The organism is Corynebacterium tuingiense, from assembly GCF_046718165.1.
Taxonomy (GTDB): domain Bacteria; phylum Actinomycetota; class Actinomycetes; order Mycobacteriales; family Mycobacteriaceae; genus Corynebacterium.
The window spans coordinates 459,684-478,939 of sequence record NZ_CP177101.1; the positions used below are offsets into that span (position 1 = coordinate 459,684).

Annotated in this window: 18 protein-coding genes; 10 read left to right on the forward strand and 8 right to left on the reverse strand. The window is 62.9% G+C overall.

The window, feature by feature from the left end; genetic code table 11:
* Window positions 1–98 precede the first annotated feature (98 nt).
* Window positions 99–3,218, forward strand: a complete 3,120-nt coding sequence (locus ACLI1T_RS02270; RefSeq protein WP_411702925.1) for an error-prone DNA polymerase — start codon at window positions 99–101, stop codon at window positions 3,216–3,218.
* Window positions 3,219–3,381: 163 nt separating this feature from the next.
* Here the strand turns inward: ACLI1T_RS02270 and ACLI1T_RS02275 are convergent, their stop codons facing one another.
* Together ACLI1T_RS02275 and ACLI1T_RS02280 are read right to left on the reverse strand one after the other, a co-directional pair.
* Complete coding sequence (locus tag ACLI1T_RS02275; RefSeq protein WP_411702926.1) at window positions 3,382–3,600, reverse strand: helix-turn-helix domain-containing protein; 219 nt, start codon at window positions 3,598–3,600, stop codon at window positions 3,382–3,384.
* The gene (locus ACLI1T_RS02280; protein WP_411702927.1) at window positions 3,593–4,141 is read right to left on the reverse strand and encodes a hypothetical protein; all 549 of its coding nucleotides are present in this window, start codon (window positions 4,139–4,141) and stop codon (window positions 3,593–3,595) included. Before ACLI1T_RS02280 ends, ACLI1T_RS02275 begins: the two co-directional genes overlap by 8 nt.
* Window positions 4,142–4,253: 112 nt before the next feature.
* Between ACLI1T_RS02280 and ACLI1T_RS02285 the strand changes: the two genes are divergently transcribed.
* The gene (locus ACLI1T_RS02285) at window positions 4,254–4,715 is read left to right on the forward strand and encodes a PH domain-containing protein (RefSeq protein ID WP_411702928.1); all 462 of its coding nucleotides are present in this window, start codon (window positions 4,254–4,256) and stop codon (window positions 4,713–4,715) included.
* Entirely contained in the window at window positions 4,712–6,046 is a 1,335-nt protein-coding gene (locus tag ACLI1T_RS02290) for a PH domain-containing protein (protein WP_411702929.1), read from the forward strand. The genes ACLI1T_RS02285 and ACLI1T_RS02290 overlap by 4 nt, the downstream gene beginning before the upstream one ends.
* On the opposite strand, the gene ACLI1T_RS02295 is transcribed toward ACLI1T_RS02290, so the two are convergent.
* On the reverse strand, window positions 6,030–6,500 hold the full coding sequence (locus tag ACLI1T_RS02295) for a tRNA (cytidine(34)-2'-O)-methyltransferase (protein ID WP_349887790.1): 471 nt from the start codon (window positions 6,498–6,500) through the stop codon (window positions 6,030–6,032). The genes ACLI1T_RS02290 and ACLI1T_RS02295 overlap by 17 nt on opposite strands.
* Window positions 6,501–6,523: 23 nt before the next feature.
* Between ACLI1T_RS02295 and ACLI1T_RS02300 the strand changes: the two genes are divergently transcribed.
* The 3 genes from ACLI1T_RS02300 (at window position 6,524) to ACLI1T_RS02310 (ending at window position 8,768) form a co-directional block, all read left to right on the forward strand.
* Window positions 6,524–7,372, forward strand: a complete 849-nt coding sequence (locus tag ACLI1T_RS02300; RefSeq protein WP_023025319.1) for a bifunctional methylenetetrahydrofolate dehydrogenase/methenyltetrahydrofolate cyclohydrolase — start codon at window positions 6,524–6,526, stop codon at window positions 7,370–7,372.
* The gene (locus ACLI1T_RS02305) at window positions 7,369–7,683 is read left to right on the forward strand and encodes a DUF3017 domain-containing protein (protein ID WP_023025321.1); all 315 of its coding nucleotides are present in this window, start codon (window positions 7,369–7,371) and stop codon (window positions 7,681–7,683) included. Before ACLI1T_RS02300 ends, ACLI1T_RS02305 begins: the two co-directional genes overlap by 4 nt.
* A gap of 116 nt (window positions 7,684–7,799) precedes the next feature.
* Window positions 7,800–8,768, forward strand: coding sequence for an HNH endonuclease signature motif containing protein (locus ACLI1T_RS02310; RefSeq protein ID WP_411702930.1), 969 nt, complete (start codon window positions 7,800–7,802; stop codon window positions 8,766–8,768).
* 381 nt (window positions 8,769–9,149) lie between these two features.
* On the opposite strand, the gene metX is transcribed toward ACLI1T_RS02310, so the two are convergent.
* The 4 genes from metX to ACLI1T_RS02330 all read right to left on the reverse strand — a co-directional run bounded on the left by metX (window position 9,150) and on the right by ACLI1T_RS02330 (window position 12,460).
* Window positions 9,150–10,256, reverse strand: coding sequence for a homoserine O-acetyltransferase MetX (metX, locus tag ACLI1T_RS02315; protein WP_411702931.1), 1,107 nt, complete (start codon window positions 10,254–10,256; stop codon window positions 9,150–9,152).
* Complete coding sequence (locus ACLI1T_RS02320) at window positions 10,253–11,569, reverse strand: O-acetylhomoserine/O-acetylserine sulfhydrylase (RefSeq protein ID WP_411702932.1); 1,317 nt, start codon at window positions 11,567–11,569, stop codon at window positions 10,253–10,255. The genes metX and ACLI1T_RS02320 overlap by 4 nt, the downstream gene beginning before the upstream one ends.
* An 82-nt stretch (window positions 11,570–11,651) precedes the next feature.
* The gene (locus ACLI1T_RS02325) at window positions 11,652–12,233 is read right to left on the reverse strand and encodes an MBL fold metallo-hydrolase (RefSeq protein ID WP_023025330.1); all 582 of its coding nucleotides are present in this window, start codon (window positions 12,231–12,233) and stop codon (window positions 11,652–11,654) included.
* Window positions 12,234–12,247: 14 nt separating this feature from the next.
* Complete coding sequence (locus ACLI1T_RS02330; protein ID WP_023025332.1) at window positions 12,248–12,460, reverse strand: hypothetical protein; 213 nt, start codon at window positions 12,458–12,460, stop codon at window positions 12,248–12,250.
* Window positions 12,461–12,681: 221 nt separating this feature from the next.
* Here ACLI1T_RS02330 and ACLI1T_RS02335 point away from each other — a divergent pair, with 221 nt between their 5' ends.
* From ACLI1T_RS02335 to ACLI1T_RS02345, 3 genes are read left to right on the forward strand one after another with little or no spacing between them, the layout of a single operon-like run.
* Window positions 12,682–15,246, forward strand: coding sequence for a nitric-oxide reductase large subunit (locus tag ACLI1T_RS02335; protein WP_411702933.1), 2,565 nt, complete (start codon window positions 12,682–12,684; stop codon window positions 15,244–15,246).
* A complete protein-coding gene (locus ACLI1T_RS02340; RefSeq protein WP_237791446.1) occupies window positions 15,246–15,890 on the forward strand; it encodes a hypothetical protein in 645 nt (214 codons plus the stop codon). The genes ACLI1T_RS02335 and ACLI1T_RS02340 overlap by 1 nt, the downstream gene beginning before the upstream one ends.
* Window positions 15,891–16,727 (forward strand): SPFH domain-containing protein, encoded by an 837-nt coding sequence (locus ACLI1T_RS02345; protein ID WP_023025338.1) that lies wholly within the window; start codon window positions 15,891–15,893, stop codon window positions 16,725–16,727.
* Window positions 16,728–16,966: 239 nt separating this feature from the next.
* Here the strand turns inward: ACLI1T_RS02345 and ACLI1T_RS02350 are convergent, their stop codons facing one another.
* Complete coding sequence (locus ACLI1T_RS02350) at window positions 16,967–18,283, reverse strand: PLP-dependent aminotransferase family protein (protein ID WP_411702934.1); 1,317 nt, start codon at window positions 18,281–18,283, stop codon at window positions 16,967–16,969.
* A gap of 81 nt (window positions 18,284–18,364) precedes the next feature.
* Between ACLI1T_RS02350 and pdxS the strand changes: the two genes are divergently transcribed.
* Window positions 18,365–19,252, forward strand: a complete 888-nt coding sequence (gene pdxS, locus ACLI1T_RS02355; protein WP_023025344.1) for a pyridoxal 5'-phosphate synthase lyase subunit PdxS — start codon at window positions 18,365–18,367, stop codon at window positions 19,250–19,252.
* The last annotated feature ends 4 nt before the right edge of the window (window positions 19,253–19,256 follow it).

Sequence of the window (19,256 nt, forward strand, 5' to 3'; positions counted from 1 at the left end):
GTTTAGCAATCTAGCAATAAGCGAACCGCTTTGTCTATTGAACGCGTCTCATTGCGCCGGGTTGTATAGAACACTAATTCGACATTACCCTGTAAAGGGTGAAATTTAATGGTGGAAAGGCGCTGCCGTGGTCGCGTTTAGAAAGGATACTATCCGGCAAGGACACCGCCGCGCCCGTCGCCGTGCATCACCTCGGCGGCGGCGATGACCCTATCCAGCGCGGGCGCTCCGCCGTGCCCTTTGCGGAGCTGCACGCGGTAAGCTCCTATAGCTTTCTCGACGGCGCCGCCGAGCCGGAAGAGCTGGTCGCCCGCGCCCTAGAGCTTGGACTCGAAGGGTTGGCCGTTGTGGATCGGGATGGCTTCTATGGACTGATGAAATTCGCGGAAGCCGCAGCTAAGGTCGGACTTCCGGCCATGTATGGCGCGGAGCTTTCCCTCGCGGAGGCCCCAGTGACCGTGTTGGCGCGCACCCCGGAAGGTTATCGCCGCCTCTCGCGCCTTATCGCCCGCGCGCGGATGGAAGCCGGTGAGAAGGGAGGCGTTGCATACCCGCCCCTAGACGCCGTGGCGCGCGAGCTAGAAGGGGAGTGCTTTTTCCTGCTGGGGTGGGAGGCCATACAAAAAATCGATCACGTTCTCGAAAGAATAAAAATAGACAGCATAGTTCTCGAATATGCGTGCACAATGTCTCCCGAAGATGCGGATCACCACAGTTTCCTGGACAAGTACAATAATCTCCGCGCCATCGCAACCGCTCGACCTGCGGCAGCAACGCGCGACCAGGTACGGCTCGCCGCCGCCAAACGCGCCTTAGCGCACCGCCAATCCTTAGAGGAAGCCGCACCGGATGCCCACCCGATGGGCGCAGGCTGGATGCGTTCCGGCGAGCAGATGGCCCAGTTGCTTCCAGGCCGGCCCGAGCTTATCGCCGAAACCGTCCGCCTTGCCCGCGAATGCTCCTTTACCTGGGGTGCCCTCGCGCCCAACCTGCCGGACTTTGTCGTGCCAGAGGGGCATACCGAGATGAGCTGGCTTGAGCACGAGGTCTGGCGGCGCGGGAAAAAGCGCTACGCCTCGCGCCCGCCCGAAATACAGGCCAAGGCGAAAAACCAGATGCGGCACGAGCTGGGCATCATCAAGCAGCTGGGCTTTCCGGGCTACTTCCTCATCGTCTGCGACCTGGTGGATTTTTGCCGCCAAGAAAATATCCTGTGCCAGGGGCGCGGGTCCGCGGCCAATTCCGCAGTCTGCTTCGCGCTGGGCATTACCAACGCCGAGCCCATTTCCGCGCAGCTGCTCTTTGAGCGCTTTCTGTCACCGGAACGCGATGGCCCGCCGGATATCGACATCGACATCGAATCCGGCCGGCGCGAGGAGGTCATCCAATACGTCTATCGCACCCACGGCCGCGACCGCGCCGCACAGGTGGCCAACGTCATTACCTACCGCCGCAAGGGTGCTACCCGCGACGCCGCCCGCGCGCTGGGCTACCCGCAGGGCTCTGCCGATGCGTGGTCGAAGGGTATAGCCGAGCCGCCTGCCGATGTCTCCTTGCTCGCCGAGCAATTCCTCGACCAGCCGCGCCACCTCGGCATCCACTCCGGCGGCATGGTCTTATGTGACCGGCCGATTGCGGACGTGGTGCCGATGGAAGGGGCCCGCATGGAAGGCCGCTCCGTGCTGCAGTGGGATAAGGACGATTGCGCCGCCGCTGGGCTGGTGAAATTCGACCTGCTTGGCCTCGGCATGCTGGAGGCGCTGCACCACATGATCGATGCCGTGCGCGCCACCACCGGCCGCGAGGTGCGCCTGTGGGAGCTCGACCTAGCCGAGCCCGCGGTCTATGACATGCTCTGCCGCGCCGATGCCGTCGGCGTCTTCCAGGTGGAATCCCGCGCGCAGCTGGCCACGCTGCCGCGGCTAAAACCGCGCCGCTTCTTCGACCTCGTGGTGGAGGTCGCTCTCATCCGCCCCGGCCCCATCCAGGGCGGCTCCGTGCACCCCTACCTGCGCCGGCGCGATGGCCTCGAGCCCGTGACCTATGACCACCCGGTGCTGGAGAAATCGCTGGGTAAAACCCTGGGCATCCCGCTTTTTCAAGAGCAATTGATGCAGATTGCGGTGGATGCCGCCGGTTTTTCCGGCGCCGAGGCCGATGACCTGCGCCGCGCCATGGGCTCGAAGCGCTCGCCGGCCAAGATGGCCGCGCTGCGCAGCCGCTTTTTCGAGGGCCTGCGCGCCACCAACGGCATCGAGGGTGAGGTCGCGGAGAAGCTCTGGGCCAAGATCACCGCCTTTGCCGCCTACGGTTTCCCGGAATCGCACTCGCAGTCCTTCGCCTCGCTGGTGTATTTCTCCGCGTGGTTCAAACATCACTACCCGGCGGAGTTCTGCGTGGGCTTGCTGCGCGCGCAGCCCATGGGCTTTTATTCGCCGCAGTCGCTCATTCAGGACGCCCGGCGCCACGGCGTGCGCGTGCTGCCAGTGAGCATCAACGACTCCGGCGCGCAGGCCAGGGCGCTGCCCACCGGCGAGATCCGGTTGGGCCTCAACCTCATCAAGGGTCTGGGGGATAAGGCCGCCGAGCGCGTGGAGGCCGCCGCGCCCTTTAGCAGCGTCTCCGACCTGTCGCGCCGGGCGGATCTCAGCGTGGAGCAGGTGGAGGCGCTGGCCACGGCGGGGGCGCTGGAGTGCTTGGGGTTGGAGCGTCGCCAAGCGCTTTGGCAGGCTGGCGTCGCCGCCACCGAGCGCGAGGGCATGTTGCCTGGTACCTCCGCGCTCGCTTCGCCGCACCTGCCCGGCATGTCGGCCTTCGAGCTAATGGCTACCGATGTCGCCGCCACCGGCGTCACCCACGATAAGCAGCCTATGGAATTAGTCAGGGCCGCGCTTGGCGATGTCCTGCCTTCCTCCCACCTTCCCCACGTCCCCGATGGCACCCGCGTGCGCATCGCCGGCATCATTACGCACCGCCAGCGCCCGCGCACCGCCTCCGGCCTGACCTTTTTGGGCGTGGAGGACGAAACCGGCCTGATGAATGTGATGGTCTCGCCCGGGCTGTGGTCCCGGCAGAAGGTGCTCGCCCGCACCGCCCGCGCCCTTATCATCCGCGGCATCGTGCAAAATGCCACCGGTGCGGTAAGCGTGGTCGCGGATAAGCTCGAGCCGCTGGACTTTGGTGATTTCCTCTCGCGCGGCTCCCGGGATTTCCGCTAGTTTTCTCCGCATCGAAGCACAAATGCGGTGGCCAGGACGAAAAACATCGCCGGCCAGTACTAAGCACCTGCGGCGAGTTAGTTAGCCATTAGGAATTCTTCCTATAGATTTCCGTGGACATAGGTCAAAGTGCTGCATAAACCCAACACTCTGACAAGGTTTTCTATTCTACTTCGAAGATATCGCCCGGCTGGCAGTCCAACACCGTACACAGTGTCGCGAGGGTGCTAAAGCGCACGGCCTTGGCGCGATTATTCTTCAGGACAGACAGGTTAACTGGGGTGATACCTACCTCTTTGGCGAGCGCCGCTCCGGTAATACCGCGCTCCTCCATTATTCGGTCGAGGTGGCAGATCACCTGGGGTTCTTGCTCCTTAGACAAGGCCTTCGACCTCCTCTTCGAGCTTGCAGCCGCGCTTGATGGCAGCTGAGAAGAGCTGGAGGGTGCAGACAAAAAGGTAGGGCAGCGCAAGCTCGCCTAGTGAGGATCCGCTCTGGTTGGCCCACCAGTCAATTTCGAGCTGCGAGGAAGCCCAGTTATTGCCCATACCTTCGAGTGGGAAGCGTCCGATAAACCAGATAAGGATTCCGATGGTCATTCCGTTAAGGAAGCGGATGTTTTTCGTGTTGAAAACCTGCCCACGAAGCATCGGTTTGACCAAACGGTAGGCAAAGAACGCGATAATCAAGATTCCTGCAATCTTGACGACGAGCCCCGCAGTGAGCATCCAGAATGGCCCGCCGTCGAGGTTGTGCTTGCTTAGGCCTTCCGGGATGGCCGCACTCAGTGCGGTGGAAAAGCGTCCGGTGACAAGGTCGCGCAGGTAGGTGGGGCCGAGGATGACTATGGTGAACAGGCAGAGGGCGGCCGCCGCAGTAATTTCGCGGCGCTCAGCTTGAGAGGTGGGCTGTGGGGTGGTCATGACAATCCTTTCCGTCGATTCCTTATCGACTTTCGATGTTATCGTTATTCGATAATATCGAATAACGATAAGTTGTACAAGGGCGCGAGTCCGATTGCTACTGTCAGTAGCTATGAGCGAAGAAATGAACCCCGTCTCGCCGCGTTTGGTTAAGGTGCGCTACATCCGCTACCTGAGCTGGACGGTTATTTCTGCCGCGGCGGCCGCAGCGGCAGGGTACTGGTGGACCCCGTGGTTCTACTGGGCGGCGGGACTCTTCGCCGTCCTCTTTTTCTGGCTGCTCTGGCTCATCCCGGCCCAGGTGCGCCGCATGGGCTGGTGCGAAACAGACGATGAGCTGCTCATTACGCGCGGTAAGCTGTGGCATTCTTTCACCGTTGTGCCCTACGGCCGCATCCAGTTCGTGGACGTGACCGCCGGCCCCCTCGAGCGCGCCTTCGGGCTCAAGGAACTGCAGCTGCACACCGCCTCCGCAACCACGGACGCCACGGTGAAGGGTTTGGACGCCCCGCTTGCCGATGCCCTCCGCACCCGCCTCACCCACCACGCCCGCGAACGGATGAGCGGGCTATGAGGTACCACCGCGTCCACCGCTTGACCCCGCTACTGCGGCTGTGGTCGGTCATCCTGGCCGTCATCGCGGCTTTTGCCTTAAACGTCAATATGGAGGCGCTGCGCGGACTTTTTGCCTTCGTTACCGGCGAACACAGCGCCGCGGACCTGCGCGATATTGGCCTCGCGCTGGCCGGGTTTATCGTAGTGTGCGCGGTGGTCTGGCTCGTGTCCGGCGTGTGGTGGCGCCAGATGGGCTACCGGCTGGGCGAGGAAGAACTCACCTTGCGCCGCGGGGTTATTTCGAAGCAGCAGCGCACCGCGCGCTATGACCGCACGCAGGCGGTCGATGTCGTCGAGCCCGTTATCGCCCGCCTTTTCCGGCTCGCGGCCGTGCGCGTGGAAACGGCCGGCGGGCAGTCGTCCGCCATCGAAATCGCCTATCTGAAAAAGCGCGATGCCGAGGCCCTGCGCGCCGAAATCCTCTCCCGCGTCCACGGCGAGCCACGGGCCGAGGGGCCGGCAGAAGAGCGGCCGGCTGAAGAACGGCCGGCTGAAAAACAGTCGGCCGAGGAAGAGGACAATATCCTCATCCCCGAAATCCCCATCGCACGTTCCCTGGTCGCGGCCGCTTTGCACGTGTCCACGATCGTTCTTATTGCAGCCCTCGTATTCCTCGTGGTCACTCCGATGTCCCTGACCATCACGCTGCCCATCCTTTTGGCCACCGTCCCGCGCGCCTGGAACGTGATTGACTCCTCGTGGCGCTATACCGCCAGCCTTGAGGATGGCGTGCTCAATATCACTTACGGCCTTGCCGATCGCCGCCGCCAAAACATCCGCCTCGAGCGCATCCACGCCGTCCAGGTCACCCAGCCCTTCCTGTGGCGGCCCTTCGACTGGTACGAAACGCGCGTGTCGGTCGCCGGTTACGGCGGCATGGCCAGCGGCGAGGGATCGGGATCGACGCGCATCGTGCCCGTCGGCAAGCGCGTCCAGGCCCGGCAATTCCTGCCCGCCGATGCCGCCCCGACCTACGCCTCGCCCGCGCGCGCCAAATGGGTCTCGCCCATCGATTACCGGCAGCAAACCGTCGCGCTGACCGGCGACTATGTCATCGTGCGCGCCGGCCGCTTCAACCGCCGCGTCCAAGCCATCGAGCTGCGCCACATCCAGGAACTCACCCTGCGCCGCGGCCCGATATCCCAGCTGCTCGGCCTAGCCACGGTGGAGCTTGACCTCGTGCAGGGGCCCGTGTCCATGGCGGCGCGCAACCTCGCGCTTGCCGATGCCCACGCGCTGCTCAACCGCCTGCGCTCCCGCGACCTGCCAGAACTTACACCGCTCCCTTAAATCCAAGCTGGCGCCAGGCCTCAAAGACCGCGGTCGATGCGGAGTTGGAGAGGTTCATCGAGCGCCTGGCCGGGACCATCGGAATGCGCACCTGATCGGTGATGCGCGGATGGTTGACGTGTTCATCTGGCAGGCCGGTTGGCTCCGTGCCAAAGAGCAAAACGTCGCCGTCTTGGTACTCCACGTCTGTAAACCACTTATCCGTATGCGTGGTGAATGCGAAAACGCGCGCGCCGGGCAGCGCCTCCATGCACACGTCGAAGTCCTTGTGGATCTGCACATCTGCCAAGTCGTGATAGTCCAGACCGGCGCGCTTTAAGTGCTTATCGTCAAAGTTAAACCCCAGCGGCTCAATCAGGTGCAGGCTCGCGCCCGTCACCGCCGCGGTGCGAATGGCATTGCCGGTATTGGTCGGAATGACGGGATTATCAAAGACGATGTGCAGCTGGCTCATGCCTTCAGTCTAGGATGGGGGCTATGAGCGCTACCAAACTAGATGGCACCTTGTACCGTGACGAGATTTTTGCGGACCTCGCCGAGCGCGTGGCCGCCCTGAAAGACAAGGGGATAACCCCTGGCCTGGCCACCGTTCTGGTGGGTGAGGATCCAGGCTCCCAGTCCTATGTAAAGATGAAGCACCGCGATTGCGAAAAGTTGGGTATTAATTCCATTCGCAAGGACCTGCCGGCGGATATTTCGCAGGAGGAGCTCGAGGCGGTCATCGATGAGCTCAATGCCGATGACGCCTGCACCGGCTACATCGTCCAGCTCCCGCTGCCCAAGCACCTGGATGAGAACGCCATCCTCGAGCGCATCGATCCTGAAAAGGACGCCGATGGCCTCCACCCGGTCAACCTGGGCAAGCTCGTGCTCAACGAGGAAGCCCCGCTGCCGTGCACCCCGAATGGCTGCCTGCACCTGCTGCGCCGCTTTGGCGTGGAGCTGGACGGCGCCAAGACCGTCGTCATCGGCCGCGGCGTGACCGTCGGCCGCCCCATTGGCCTGATGCTGACCCGCCGCAGCGAGAACTCCACCGTTACCCTGTGCCACACCGGTACAAAGGACCTCGCCGCCGAAACCCGCAATGCCGATATCGTCATCGCCGCCGCCGGCCAACCGCACATGCTCACAGCGGACATGATTAAGGAAGGCGCCGCGCTTCTCGATGTCGGCGTGTCCCGCGTCGACGGCAAGCTCACCGGCGATATCGCCCCCGATTGCTGGGATAAGGCTGGGTACGTCTCGCCGAACCCAGGCGGCGTCGGACCGCTCACGCGTGCCTTTTTGGTACGCAACATCGTTGAGCGCGCGGAAAAGCTGGCGTGAATTTAGACAATCCCCACGACGCGCACCTGAAACCGTCCCCGCTGCCTGCCTCCGTGCAGTGGGTGGCCATCGGGCTCTTCATCGCCGGGGTGGCTTTGTCCGGCGGCTACGCCATTTTCGAGTATTGGCGCAGGGCCACCTTCTTGCTCGGGATCGCGCTGCTGTGGCTGACGGTGGTGCGCCTGACGTGCGATTCGCGCCGCGTCGGCGTGCTGGCGGTGCGCTCACGCCGCTTCGATGCCACGTTTACCGGGGTCATCGGTGCGCTGATGGCCTTTCTTGCCTACTCCGTGGACGCGCTGGGCAGCTAGTTATCCACAGGTGATTGTTTCAGTATCACCAATTTGCGGCGTGTCGCTGTGGCTATCCACAGCCGCGGCGCTCTTGGCCTCGCGCCCACCGCTACCCGCGGTTTAGGCTCGGGGTCATGATTTCGGATTACCTCGCAGCGATTAACTCCCCGATGGCGCTCATCGGGGAGTGCGCTGGGCTATCCGAAGCCGAATTGGTAGCCCGCGGCTTTAGCGATAAAGAGGCCGCGGAATTCGCGCGCTTGGCGGATACGTATTTTGGCAAGACATCGTTTAGCGCCAAGCAGCGCGCCGCCCGCACGACCGCGCTCCCGCTCGATGCGCTGAAAATCATTGAGGTGCACGCGCAGAAGCTAAAGACCCAGCGCGCGGCGTGGGCCCTGCGCGAGGAGCTGTGCCGGCTCAACGTTTCTACCAGCGAGATAGAAAAGCGCGCCCGCCGCCGCGTCAAGGAGGAGCGCACCCAGAAGCGCGCGGAGGGCGTGCGGCTTACCCGCCGCACCGATGACCTGTGGACGCTGACCATCACCGCGGAATCGGACCTGGTGGCTGAGATTAATAATCACGTCTCCACCGTGGACGATGCGCGCCGGGTATTTGCAGAGGGCGCTGCCGCCTCCACCATCACTACCAACGTGGTCCTCACGCTGGATGACATGGTGAAGGTGACCCACGGCGACAATGACGTCACCCTGCAGCTGACTAATGGTGCCACCATCACCGGTGCGCAGCTAGCGGAGCGCGCGCTTGCCGATGCCGGCCTCATCACCCTCATCCACCCCGTCACCGGCCCCGTGAACCTGTACCACACGCGCCGGCTGGCCACCTGGAAGCAGCGGCAGATGGCGATGGCCGAAAACCCGGTGTGCCCGTGGCCCGATTGCCATATCCCGGCCGATGAATGCCAGGTTCACCACCTACAACCGTGGCTGCTCGGCGGCGAGACCAACTCCGAGAACCTGACCATCGCCTGCAAGTACCACAACTCCGTGAACGACGATGACCCGAATGCCCCGCCTCGTCGCGGGCGCCTAGAGCGCCGCCCGCATGAAGGCATCGTGTGGCGCCCGCCCTGGGCCCGATAAAAAACATCGCCGAAGCTAGCGCAGTTAAACCTGCGCCGTTTCGGCGATCCTTCTGTATGCCTTCTGTAAGTAGCCCCGGCTAGCCACTCACCGCGCCCCTGCCCATGCACCGGAGCAGAAAACCGCGCGGTATTGCTCACCGCGCCGGCCCTTTCCCTGTTTGCCTCGCGCCGCGTTTCCCGTTCGTGCGCCGGAGCAACCGCGACCGTGTAAGCCACGCGGTATTACGCGCCAGCTCAACGGTCACTTGCACGCCAAATGACGGGAAGCCCGCCAGCCGCACTGGTGCGCCGGGGTCGTGCGTCGAGTCACTAGCGACTGTAAACCGCTGGCGTAGGCGGTGCGGTATTGTGCCCCGCGTTGGCGTGCAGGCTGGGCTGGCTAGATGGCGTAGTCGATTGTGCTGTCCGCGTCCAGCGGGTGCGGTTGGGACAGGGTGAGGAAGTTGCGCAGGATGCGGTCCATCTGGCGCGATTCCGTGAGGAACGCATCGTGGCCGACGGGCGAGACCACCTTCGCCATGGCCAGCAGGTTGCCCAGGTTGCGCGAGAGGTGTTCCTGCTGGTGATAGGGATAAAGGATGTCGGTGTCGACGCCCACGACCATGGTCGGTACCTGCGAAGAACCCAGCGCGCGGTTCAGGCCGCCGCGGCCGCGGCCAATGTCGTGGCGGTTGAGGGCCTCGGTAAGCGTGACATAGGAACCAGCATCAAAATGATCCGCCAGCTTCGAGCCCTGATAATCCAGGTAGGAGTTCACGGCGAAGCGCTGGTCGTGCCGGCGATAGGGCCCGAGGGGTTCTTCGTCGGTTTGGGCCTGAACACCAAAGCGTTCATCGATTTCCTGCTCGCCGCGATACGTCAGGTGCGCGATGCGCCGCGCCGCCGCGAGTCCTTCGCGAGGGCGCTGGGAGGAGGAATAATAGTCGCCGCCGTGCCAGAAGGGATCGCGCTCAATCGCGGAAATCTGCGCCGACTGGATACCAATCTGCCACGCGGAGGCGCGCGCGGAGACGGCGATAACGCACGCAGCGTCGACGGCATCGGGATACATCAGCGTCCATTCCAAGGTGCGCGCACCTCCCATGGAACCGCCGATAATCGCATGCACGCGCGTTATCCCGAGCTCTTCCAGCGCCTTTTTCTCCGCAGCCACCAAATCGCGAATGGATAGCGCCGGAAAACGCGATCCCCAACTGCGGCCATCCGCATGTGGGGAGGAGGGGCCGGTGGAGCCATTGCAGCCACCGAGTGCGTTCATGGCAATAACGCACCACTTCGTCGTATCCAGCGCCTTGCCTGGGCCAATGAGATCGCACCACCACTCGGCTACATCGGCGTTGCCGGTCAGCGCGTGTTCCACCAGGATGACGTTATTTCCGCCATGCGGATCGCCGAGGAAATGGCCGAAGCGGTGGTAGGCGATGTGGGCATCGGAAAGCGTGGCGCCTGCTTCGGTGCGAAAATCGCCGATACTTATACAGCTCATGCCAGTGCGTTAAATCCCAATTCGAGGTCAGCAATGATGTCGTCGATATCTTCAATGCCCACGGACAAACGAATGGTGGACTGGGCGATGCCCGCTGCGGCTAGGGCGGCATCATCGGACTGCGAGTGCGTGGTGGTTGCCGGGTGAACGGCGAGCGAGCGGGTATCGCCGATATTGGCGAGGTTGGAGTGGAGTTTTAGGGCATCGATAAACGCCCATGCTTCCTCGCGCCCGCCCTCAATATCGAAGGACAGCACGGAGCCGGTATAGGAGTAGCCCAGCTTCTCCTTGATCTTCTTATACGGTGAGGAGTCCAGGCCGGCGTAGTTGACCTTCGTCACCTTGGCGTGGCCTTCCAGGTACTCGGCCACGGCTTGGGCGTTGGCATTGTGCTTGTCGATGCGCAGCCCTACCGTCTCAATGCCATTAAGCGTCAGCCATGCATTGAACGGAGAAATGGCGGCGCCGGTATCGCGCAGCAGGCCGGCGCGGGCCTTGAGCGCGAAGGCGGGGGCGCCGAGGTCGGCGTACTTCAGGCCGTGATAAGCCTCGTCTGGGGTAACGAAGTAGGGGAATACTGGCTTGCCGTCGCGCTCGACGGTCCAGTCGAAGGAGCCACCGTCAATAATCGCGCCGCCTACCGCAGAACCATTGCCGGTGTAGAACTTCGTGGTCGAAACCACGACGATGTCCGCGCCTAGGTCGAGCGGGCGGGCCAGCGCCGCGGTGGCGATGGTGTTATCCACGATGAGCGGGACCTGGTTATTGTGCGCGACCTCGGCGATGGCCGGGATATCGAGGACATCGGCTACCGGGTTGCCAAAGGTCTCGCCGTAAAACGCCTTGGTATTAGGTTGCACGGCGTCCTGCCAGGACTGGGGATCGTCCGGGTTTTCCACGAGGGTGACGTCGATGCCGAGGCGCTTGAGCGTGACGGTAAAGAGGGTGGAGGTGCCGCCGTAGAGGCGCGGGGAGGTAACGATGTGATCGCCTGCCGAGGCGAGGTTGAAAATGGCCGCGGTCTCTGCCGCCTGGCCGGAGGCAAAGGCCACGGCGGCCACGCCGCCTTCAAGGGAGGCGAGGCGCTCTTCTAGCGCATCCTGCGTTGGGTTGGTCAGGCGGGTGTAGATGGGGCCTGCATCGGAGAGGTTAAAGCGGTTGGCTGCGTGCTCGGCGTCATTAAAGACATACGAGGTGGTTTGGTAAATCGGCACGTTGCGGGAGTTGTGCGCGCCGTCGAGGTTTTGGCCTGCATGGACGGAGCGGGTTGCGAAGGACCAGTTTGCGTTGGAGTTATCGTATTTCGTCGTCATGCCACGCAAGACTAGACTAAGCGGTATGTAACGTACAGCACCCCGCCGCGAAACCGCAGGGTAGTCAGAGAATAAAAATAGACTAAGCGGTAAATTTCTCGCCCGGGTTTAGCCGCCTATAGCCCTGTACGCCGGCCTTGGTGAGCATGGTGTCGAAGGCGGTGCGGCCGGCATCGGAAAGCACGGCGTCATGGATGGGGACCGTGACCGCGGCGCCGACGCGCTGGGCGTAATCGGCGGCCTCAGCGGCCTTTACCCACGGCCCGGCGATGGGCAGGAGCAGCACGTTTGCCGGGTGTTCGATGTACTGATCGCCCGGGTGGAGTAGGCCGCCCAAGTAGTAGCCCACATTGACTGGGCGCGGAATATTTGGGTGAATCGGCGCGTGCTGGCCGCCGAGTACCTCGATGTCGAGGCCGACGACGGTGATGGTCTCGCCCGGTGAGACCGCGGTACCGCGCCCTAGTTGTTCGCAGGCTTCGGCAGGTGCCCAGAGTGGGGCATCGGGAAGCCGGTCCGGGTCTAGGTGATCCGCATGCGCGTGTGTAATGAGCACCGCATCGGCGTCGGGAATGGTGGGCGTCATGGTGCCGGGATCGATGAGGATACGCCCGCCCGGCGCCGCAACGGCGACGCAGGCGTGGCCAAGCAAGCTAAATTCCATGTTCCCCAGCCTATCTATTGCGGGTCTTTTGTGTCCTTGCGGCGAAATAGGTACCAGATTCCGAGGATCGCGCCGAAGAGCAGGATTGCCGAGGCGATAAAGACCATGGCGACCACCATCGTGCGGTGCGGATCGTTTAAGAAAATCATGCAGACGATGGCGGCGAGGAAAATCGCGGCGAATAACGTGATGAGCCAATTGCGCTTGGTGTGCTCTGCGAATGTCATGCATTAATTGTTACGGAAAAACCGGGGGTAAACAAGCCAGGTGGGGATTTTGGGGGCGGAACCCGGCTATATGGTGCGCCGACTTTCCCAATATTGCCCGTGTGCGGGCTGGCCGATGCGGGCGAATGGGGGTAAGGGCGTTTCGTTCGACTCTTTAACACCGCTTTATCCGTTCATAATGATGTATGTCGAACTCTCTACAACTGTGAAAAGGACACTTTATGGCCACCACCACGACTGGGGTTGAGGACCGGAAGAAACCGGTCCTCAAGGTGAGCAACGTGTGGGTGCAGGGCATCGCCCTCGTCATGATCTTTGGCTTTTTGGTCATGGGATTTTTGGCGTACCGCACCTATGACGCATCCATGCCGTTGCCGGAAAAGATTGTCTCCGAATCCACGGGCGAAACGGTCTTAACCAAGGAAGAGATCACTAACGGCCAGGCGTTGTACCAGGCCCGCGGCCTGCAGCAATACGGCTCCGTGCTGGGCCACGGCGCCTACCTAGGACCGGACTATACGGCGGAGTACCTGCGCCACGCCCTCGATCATGCCCGCGAGGAAAACGACGCGAACGGTATGCCCGATTTCGTTGATTCTTCCGCCACTCCCGAAGAGGCCGTGGTAGAAGAATTCCGCACCAACCGCTATGACGAAGAAACGGGCGTGCTGGAGTGGACCGATAACCAGATTTCGGCATTCGAGGCCAATAAGGACTACTACGCCCAGTACTTTGGCCCCGATTCCCACAACAGTGGCTTGCCGTCGGACTTTATTACCGATGAACAAGACATCAATAACCTCGTAGGTTTCTTCGGCTGGACCGCGTGGGCTTCGGCTGCAGAGCGTCCGGGCCACGACTATTCCTATACCAATAACTGGCCAGCGGAATCGCGCGTGGACAACGGTCCGACCGCGGACCTTGTGGTGTGGTCGGTGCTCTCGCTTATCGCGCTCATCGGCGGTACCGGCCTGATCTTTGCGATTTACGGCCGGTGGTCCAAGTCCATTGGTTGGCATTCGGAAGAAGCGCCGAACCTGGACTTTAAGCAGCCGGGCGAGGTTGGGCTGACCAAGTCGCAGAAGGTAGTGGCCTGGTTCGTCCTGGTCATTGCGCTGCTGTTCTTAATCCAGGCGCTGCTGGGCGCGGCCAGCCAGCACTACCGCACGGAGCTGACCGGATTCTTTGGCATCCCGCTGCAAGAAATCCTGCCCTATAACGTCTCGCGCACCTGGCACGTGCAGCTCTCCCTCCTGTGGACCGCCGGTGGGCTCTTGGCGGCCGGCATCTTCCTGGCCTCGTTCGTGGGCAAGAAGGAACCGAAGAAGCAGGATTGGCTCGTATGGTTCCTGCTCGGCGCCATCGCGGTCGTGGTCTTTGGCTCCATGGCCTTTGAATGGCTTTCCACCATGGGCTACATCGAAGAGGGCACGCTCTTTTCCCAGCAATGGGAATATCTGGACCTACCGCGCTTCTTCCAGGTGCTGCTGACCATCGGCATGTTCGTGTGGATTGGCATCATCTACCGCCAGCTGCGCGGCCGCCTGAAAAACGAGCATAAGTCCAATATGCCGTGGCTCTTCTTCTACGCCGGCCTGGCCATCCCAGCGTTCTACGCAGTGGGCAACCTGGCGGGATCGGAAACCCACATCTCCGTCGCAGAGTTCTGGCGCTTCTGGGTGGTCCACCTGTGGGTAGAGGACTTCCTCGAGCTTTTTACCACCGTGATGGTGGCCTACGTCTTCGTCCTGCTCGGCGTGGTCCGCGAAAAGATCGCCCTGGGCATCATCTTCTTGGACGTCATCCTCTATTCCACCGGTGGCGTGCTGGGCACGATGCACCACCTGTACTTCTCGGGCACCCCGGTCGAGCACATGGCCCTGGGCGCATTCTTCTCGGCCGCAGAGGTCGTGCCGCTGACCCTGTTGACCGTTGAGGCATGGACCTTCATGCAGCTGGGTTCCCGCCAGCGCGCTTCTGGGGAGCGACCCTTCCCGCACCGCTGGGCAGTCATGTTCCTGGTCTCCGTCGGTTTCTGGAACTTCTTGGGCGCAGGTATCTTCGGCTTCCTCGTCAACCTGCCTATCGTCTCCTACTACGAAATCGGCACGGCGCTTACCGCAAACCACGCCCACGGCGCGATGATGGGCGTCTACGGCTTCCTGGCCGTGGGCCTGTCGGTCTTTGCGCTGCGCTACCTCATCCCCAAGGATAAGTGGTCCGATAAGGCCATGGGCTGGGCCTTCTGGCTGCAAAACCTGGGCCTGCTGTGGATGGTGGTCATTTCGCTCCTGCCGCTGGGCATCATGCAGCTCTACGAATCCGTCGGATCGGGCTACGTGGAAGCGCGGTCGCTGGGCTATATTACCCAGCCCGGCAACTTCATCATGGAATGGCTGCGCCTGCCTGGCGATGTCATGTTCCTCCTCGGCGTCCTGCCCTTCCTCTGGATGGCGCTGCGCGGCGTGCTCTACAAGAAGGAGATCCCAACGGTGGAGGAGCACCCAACCAACCCGCTGTTTAGCATCATCACCCCGGACGAGGACGACCACGCGGGCGAGGTTCCCGTGGGTTCCTCGGTGGGGCTGGTTTCGGGTGGCAAGGGGCGCGTCGACAAGCGCAGCTCCACGGGCCGGCGCTACGGGTACATCGATGAGCGCGGTGCCTTCGTTGAGGAGGAAGATCCCGATGCCGAGCGCGGCGATTCCGCCACCGCGCCGCGCCAGGAATTTGAATCGCGCACCAAGTGGGGCGGTACCTACCGCTCGGATAAGAAGGACGACTAATGCCGGGTGCATTTACCGTATTATCCGCGTGCTACGGGCTCTTCTTGCTCGCAGTGGCCTGGGTATTCGACCTGCTCGCGCAGCAAACCGCCAACCGCACCATGTCCAACCAATCCGGCACGTTCCGGTACATGGAAGACCACGATGCTTGGCGATGCCCCGAAGATCACTGGCTCTGGCCCTCCAGCTTCGACCCGGAAAACCGCGTCATGCGCTACCGCGCGAACCCGACCGTGTGCAATACCTGCCCAGTCAAGCAGCAGTGCACGGTCTCGCACCACGGCCGGGAGGTCACACGCCAATTGGACCCGTGGCCGCACTCGGATTCGGGGCGCTTCCACCGTGGCATCGCGCTGGCGGTGGCGGCGATGGGCTACCTGCTGCCTCTGGCCTCGCTGATTAGCTACCATTCGCCCTCTGAAGTGGCGTTGACCCTGGCTACGGTGCTCATCATCACCGGTTTCGGCGTGTACCCGCTGGCCCGCCACCTGTGGAATACTCCCTCGAACGCGCCGCAGCTGGTGGTGCCGGAGATGGATAACCGCGAGGCGGAATTGGCCGCACAGGTCGATCGCTATGGTTCGAAGTACGGAAAATCCACGCGCTACCGCTCGGTGCGTCAAGAACTGGAAGGGGAAATCTAAGTGTCCGCTCCCGTATTCTGGCCGATCGTCATCGGCATCATCCTCGCTCTCATCGGAGTGTTTTTGTCCTACTCGCTCAAGGTGATTAAGCAGTATGAGCGGGGCGTGACCTTCCGCTTTGGCCACCTGCGGCCGATGCTGGAGCCGGGGCTGCATTTCTTGCTGCCGGGCATCGATAAGCTGGAGCGCGTGGATTTGCGCGTGGTGACGCTGACGATTCCGCCGCAGGAAATCATCACTAAGGACAATGTGTCCGTGCGCGTGAATGCGGTGGTCATGTTCGAGGTCACCGATTCGAGCAAGGCGGTCCTCGAGGTGGAAAATTACGCCGTGGCCACCTCGCAGATTGCGCAGACCACCCTGCGTTCGCTCTTGGGGCGGGCGAGCCTCGATGATTTGCTGGCCCACCGCGAGGAGCTCAACGAGGATCTGGCGGCGATCATCAACGGCCAAACCGAACGGTGGGGAGTGCTCACCCGCATCGTGGAAATCAAGGACGTGGAAATCCCAGAGATGATGCAGCGCGCCCTAGCGCGCGAGGCGGAGGCGGAGCGCGAGCGCCGCGCCAAGGTCATTTCGGCCCACGGTGAGCTGCAGTCCTCCCGCGAGCTGCGCGAGGCGGCAGAGGAGCTGGGCAAAGCCCCGGCGGCGCTGCAGCTGCGCTACCTACAAACGGTGCTGGAACTCGGCGCGGACCAAAACTCCACCATCGTCTTCCCGCTGCCCATAGACATCATGGGCGGGTTTATGGAAAACCTGGGCACCTTTAATAAGGGTTTCAAGGAGTTCAGCGAGAACTTTTCGCACGCGGTGAATACGGAAAAGCCTGCGGACTAGGCATTTAAGAATGCGGCCCCTGCCCAGCGGAGGGGCCGTTTTTCTGTGCCTCCAGAAGGTACGCGATGTCCTGCGAATTTTGCTTAATATCGTTGGAATTGCGCGCAACCTGCACGATTAAATAAATGACACCGGCTATAAGTCCGATGTAGATAGCTAGCGGGATGAGTATGAGCAGAAGTTCGAGCGGGCCAAGCGCCATTCCTACGTCTTTCTGTGCGAGGGTATTTAAATTCAGGCTAACATTCGCGCTGGGCGGCGGCGACTGCGCTTAGGCTGCGGCGAAGGTCGTCATCGCTTAAGTGGCCAAAACCTAAAACCACGCCGTCTTCAGCGTCCACGCCGCCCCAGTATTCGCGCAGCGGGGTCAGCTTGATGCCACGGGCGGCGGCGCGCGGGACGATGGCCGGATCGCACAGTAAAACCGCATGTAGACCGCCATTGATGGGTAGCAGGCGCGCGCCGGGGAGAGCGCCCAGGGCATCGGCCACGAGGTCGCGGCGGCGCTTATAGGTCCGGCGCATGCGGCCGGTGTGGCGCCGCAGCGCCCCGCTGGCCAGGTAATGGGCGAGCGCGGCCTGCGGGATGGTGCCAACCGGCTGACCAAAGATTTCGCGCTGCTTGTCGATGCCCCCGCGCAGCCCATCCGGGACCACCACATAGCCACAGGCGATGGACGGCGAAATCACGGTGGAAAAGGTACCGAGCAACACGGTGCGCTCTGGGGCGAGCGCGGCGAGCGCGGGCAGTGGCTGGCCTACGTAGCGCAGCTCGGAATCGAAATCATCCTCGATGAGTAAAGCGCCGTGCTGGCGGGCCCAGGCCACGAGTTCGGCGCGGCGTTCGGCCGGCAGCGACGCGCCATACGGGTACTGGTGGCTTGGGGTGACAATCAGCGCGTCGAGATCGGTGTCGGGAACGGTAACGCCATCGGCATCGGTGGGCACGTTCACCAACTCATGACCGAGTGCCTGCGGGATGCGCCGCAGGCTGGGGTAACCGGGCGATTCGACGCCGACGCGCAGCGCCGTACCGAGCGTGCGCAGCACTAAAGCCAGGCCATCGCGGGCACCGGCGGTAACGACGATGCGGCGCGGATCCACCCGCAGCCCGCGCATGTAGCGCAGGTGGTTGGCGATGTGGTGGGGGAGCGGGGTGGCATCGGAAAGCGGCTGGGCGGCGGCATCGCGCCAGGCTGCGCGCCATTCGGGGGTGATGATGCCGGCGGTATCGGGCAGACCGGGCGTCAGTTCCAGCAGGTTGGGCGCGGGAGCGGACTGCGGTGCGGGCTCGGGGCGCGGCGGCGGGCTGTGGGGCAGGCGGGGATTGATGACGGTGCCTGAACCAACCTCCGCGCTGAGGTAGCCCTCGGCGGTAAGCTGCTCATATGCGGTGACCACGCTGCCGCGGGAGACGCCGAGCTGGGTGGCCAGCGCGCGGGTGGAGGGGACGGGTTCGCCGGGCAGCAGGGCGCCGGAGGTGACATCGGCGCGCACGGCGGCGGCAATTTGCACAGGCAGGGCGCGCGTATCGGCGGGGTCGAGGCGCAGGGGCATAAACACAGTATAAGTGGTACAACCCAACACGCAGGAAATGGTTCTTTACTTGTACCACTTGGGCAGGGCAGTATAGAGCGCATGACCGAAAACATTGCGACCACGCGCGTAAAACGTGGACTAGCTGACATGCTCAAGGGCGGCGTCATCATGGACGTCGTGACCCCAGAACAGGCGCGCATCGCCGAGGATGCGGGCGCCAGCGCCGTCATGGCCCTCGAGCGCGTGCCTGCCGATATCCGCGCCCAGGGCGGCGTGGCCCGCATGTCCGATCCGGAGCTTATCGAGGGCATCGTCGACGCCGTATCCATCCCCGTGATGGCGAAGGCGCGCATCGGCCACTTCGTCGAGGCGCAGATTCTGGGCGAGCTCGGCGTGGACTTCATCGATGAGTCCGAGGTGCTCAGCCCCGCCGATTACGTCAACCACATCAATAAGTGGGACTTCGACGTGCCATTCGTGTGCGGCGCCACCAACCTGGGCGAGGCCCTGCGCCGTATTACCGAGGGTGCGGCCATGATTCGATCCAAGGGCGAGGCCGGCACCGGCGATGTCTCCGAGGCCGTCAAGCACCTGCGCACCATTCGCGCGGAAATCGCCCGCCTGCAGCACCTCGACCGCGACGAGCTGTACGTTGCCGCCAAGGAACTCCAGGCACCGTACGACCTGGTAGCGGAGGTTGCGGAGACCGGCAAGCTGCCGGTCGTCCTCTTCGTTGCCGGCGGCGTGGCCACGCCTGCCGATGCCGCCCTCGTCCGCCAGATGGGTGCCGAAGGCGTCTTCGTGGGCTCCGGCATCTTCAAATCCGGTAACCCGGCGGCGCGCGCGGAGGCCATCGTGAAGGCCGCCACGCTTTACGATGACCCCGCCGAGCTCGCCAAGCTCTCCCGCGGCCTGGGCGAGGCCATGGTCGGCATCAATGTCGGCGATGTGCCTGCACCGCACCGCCTGGCCGAGCGCGGCTGGTAATCGC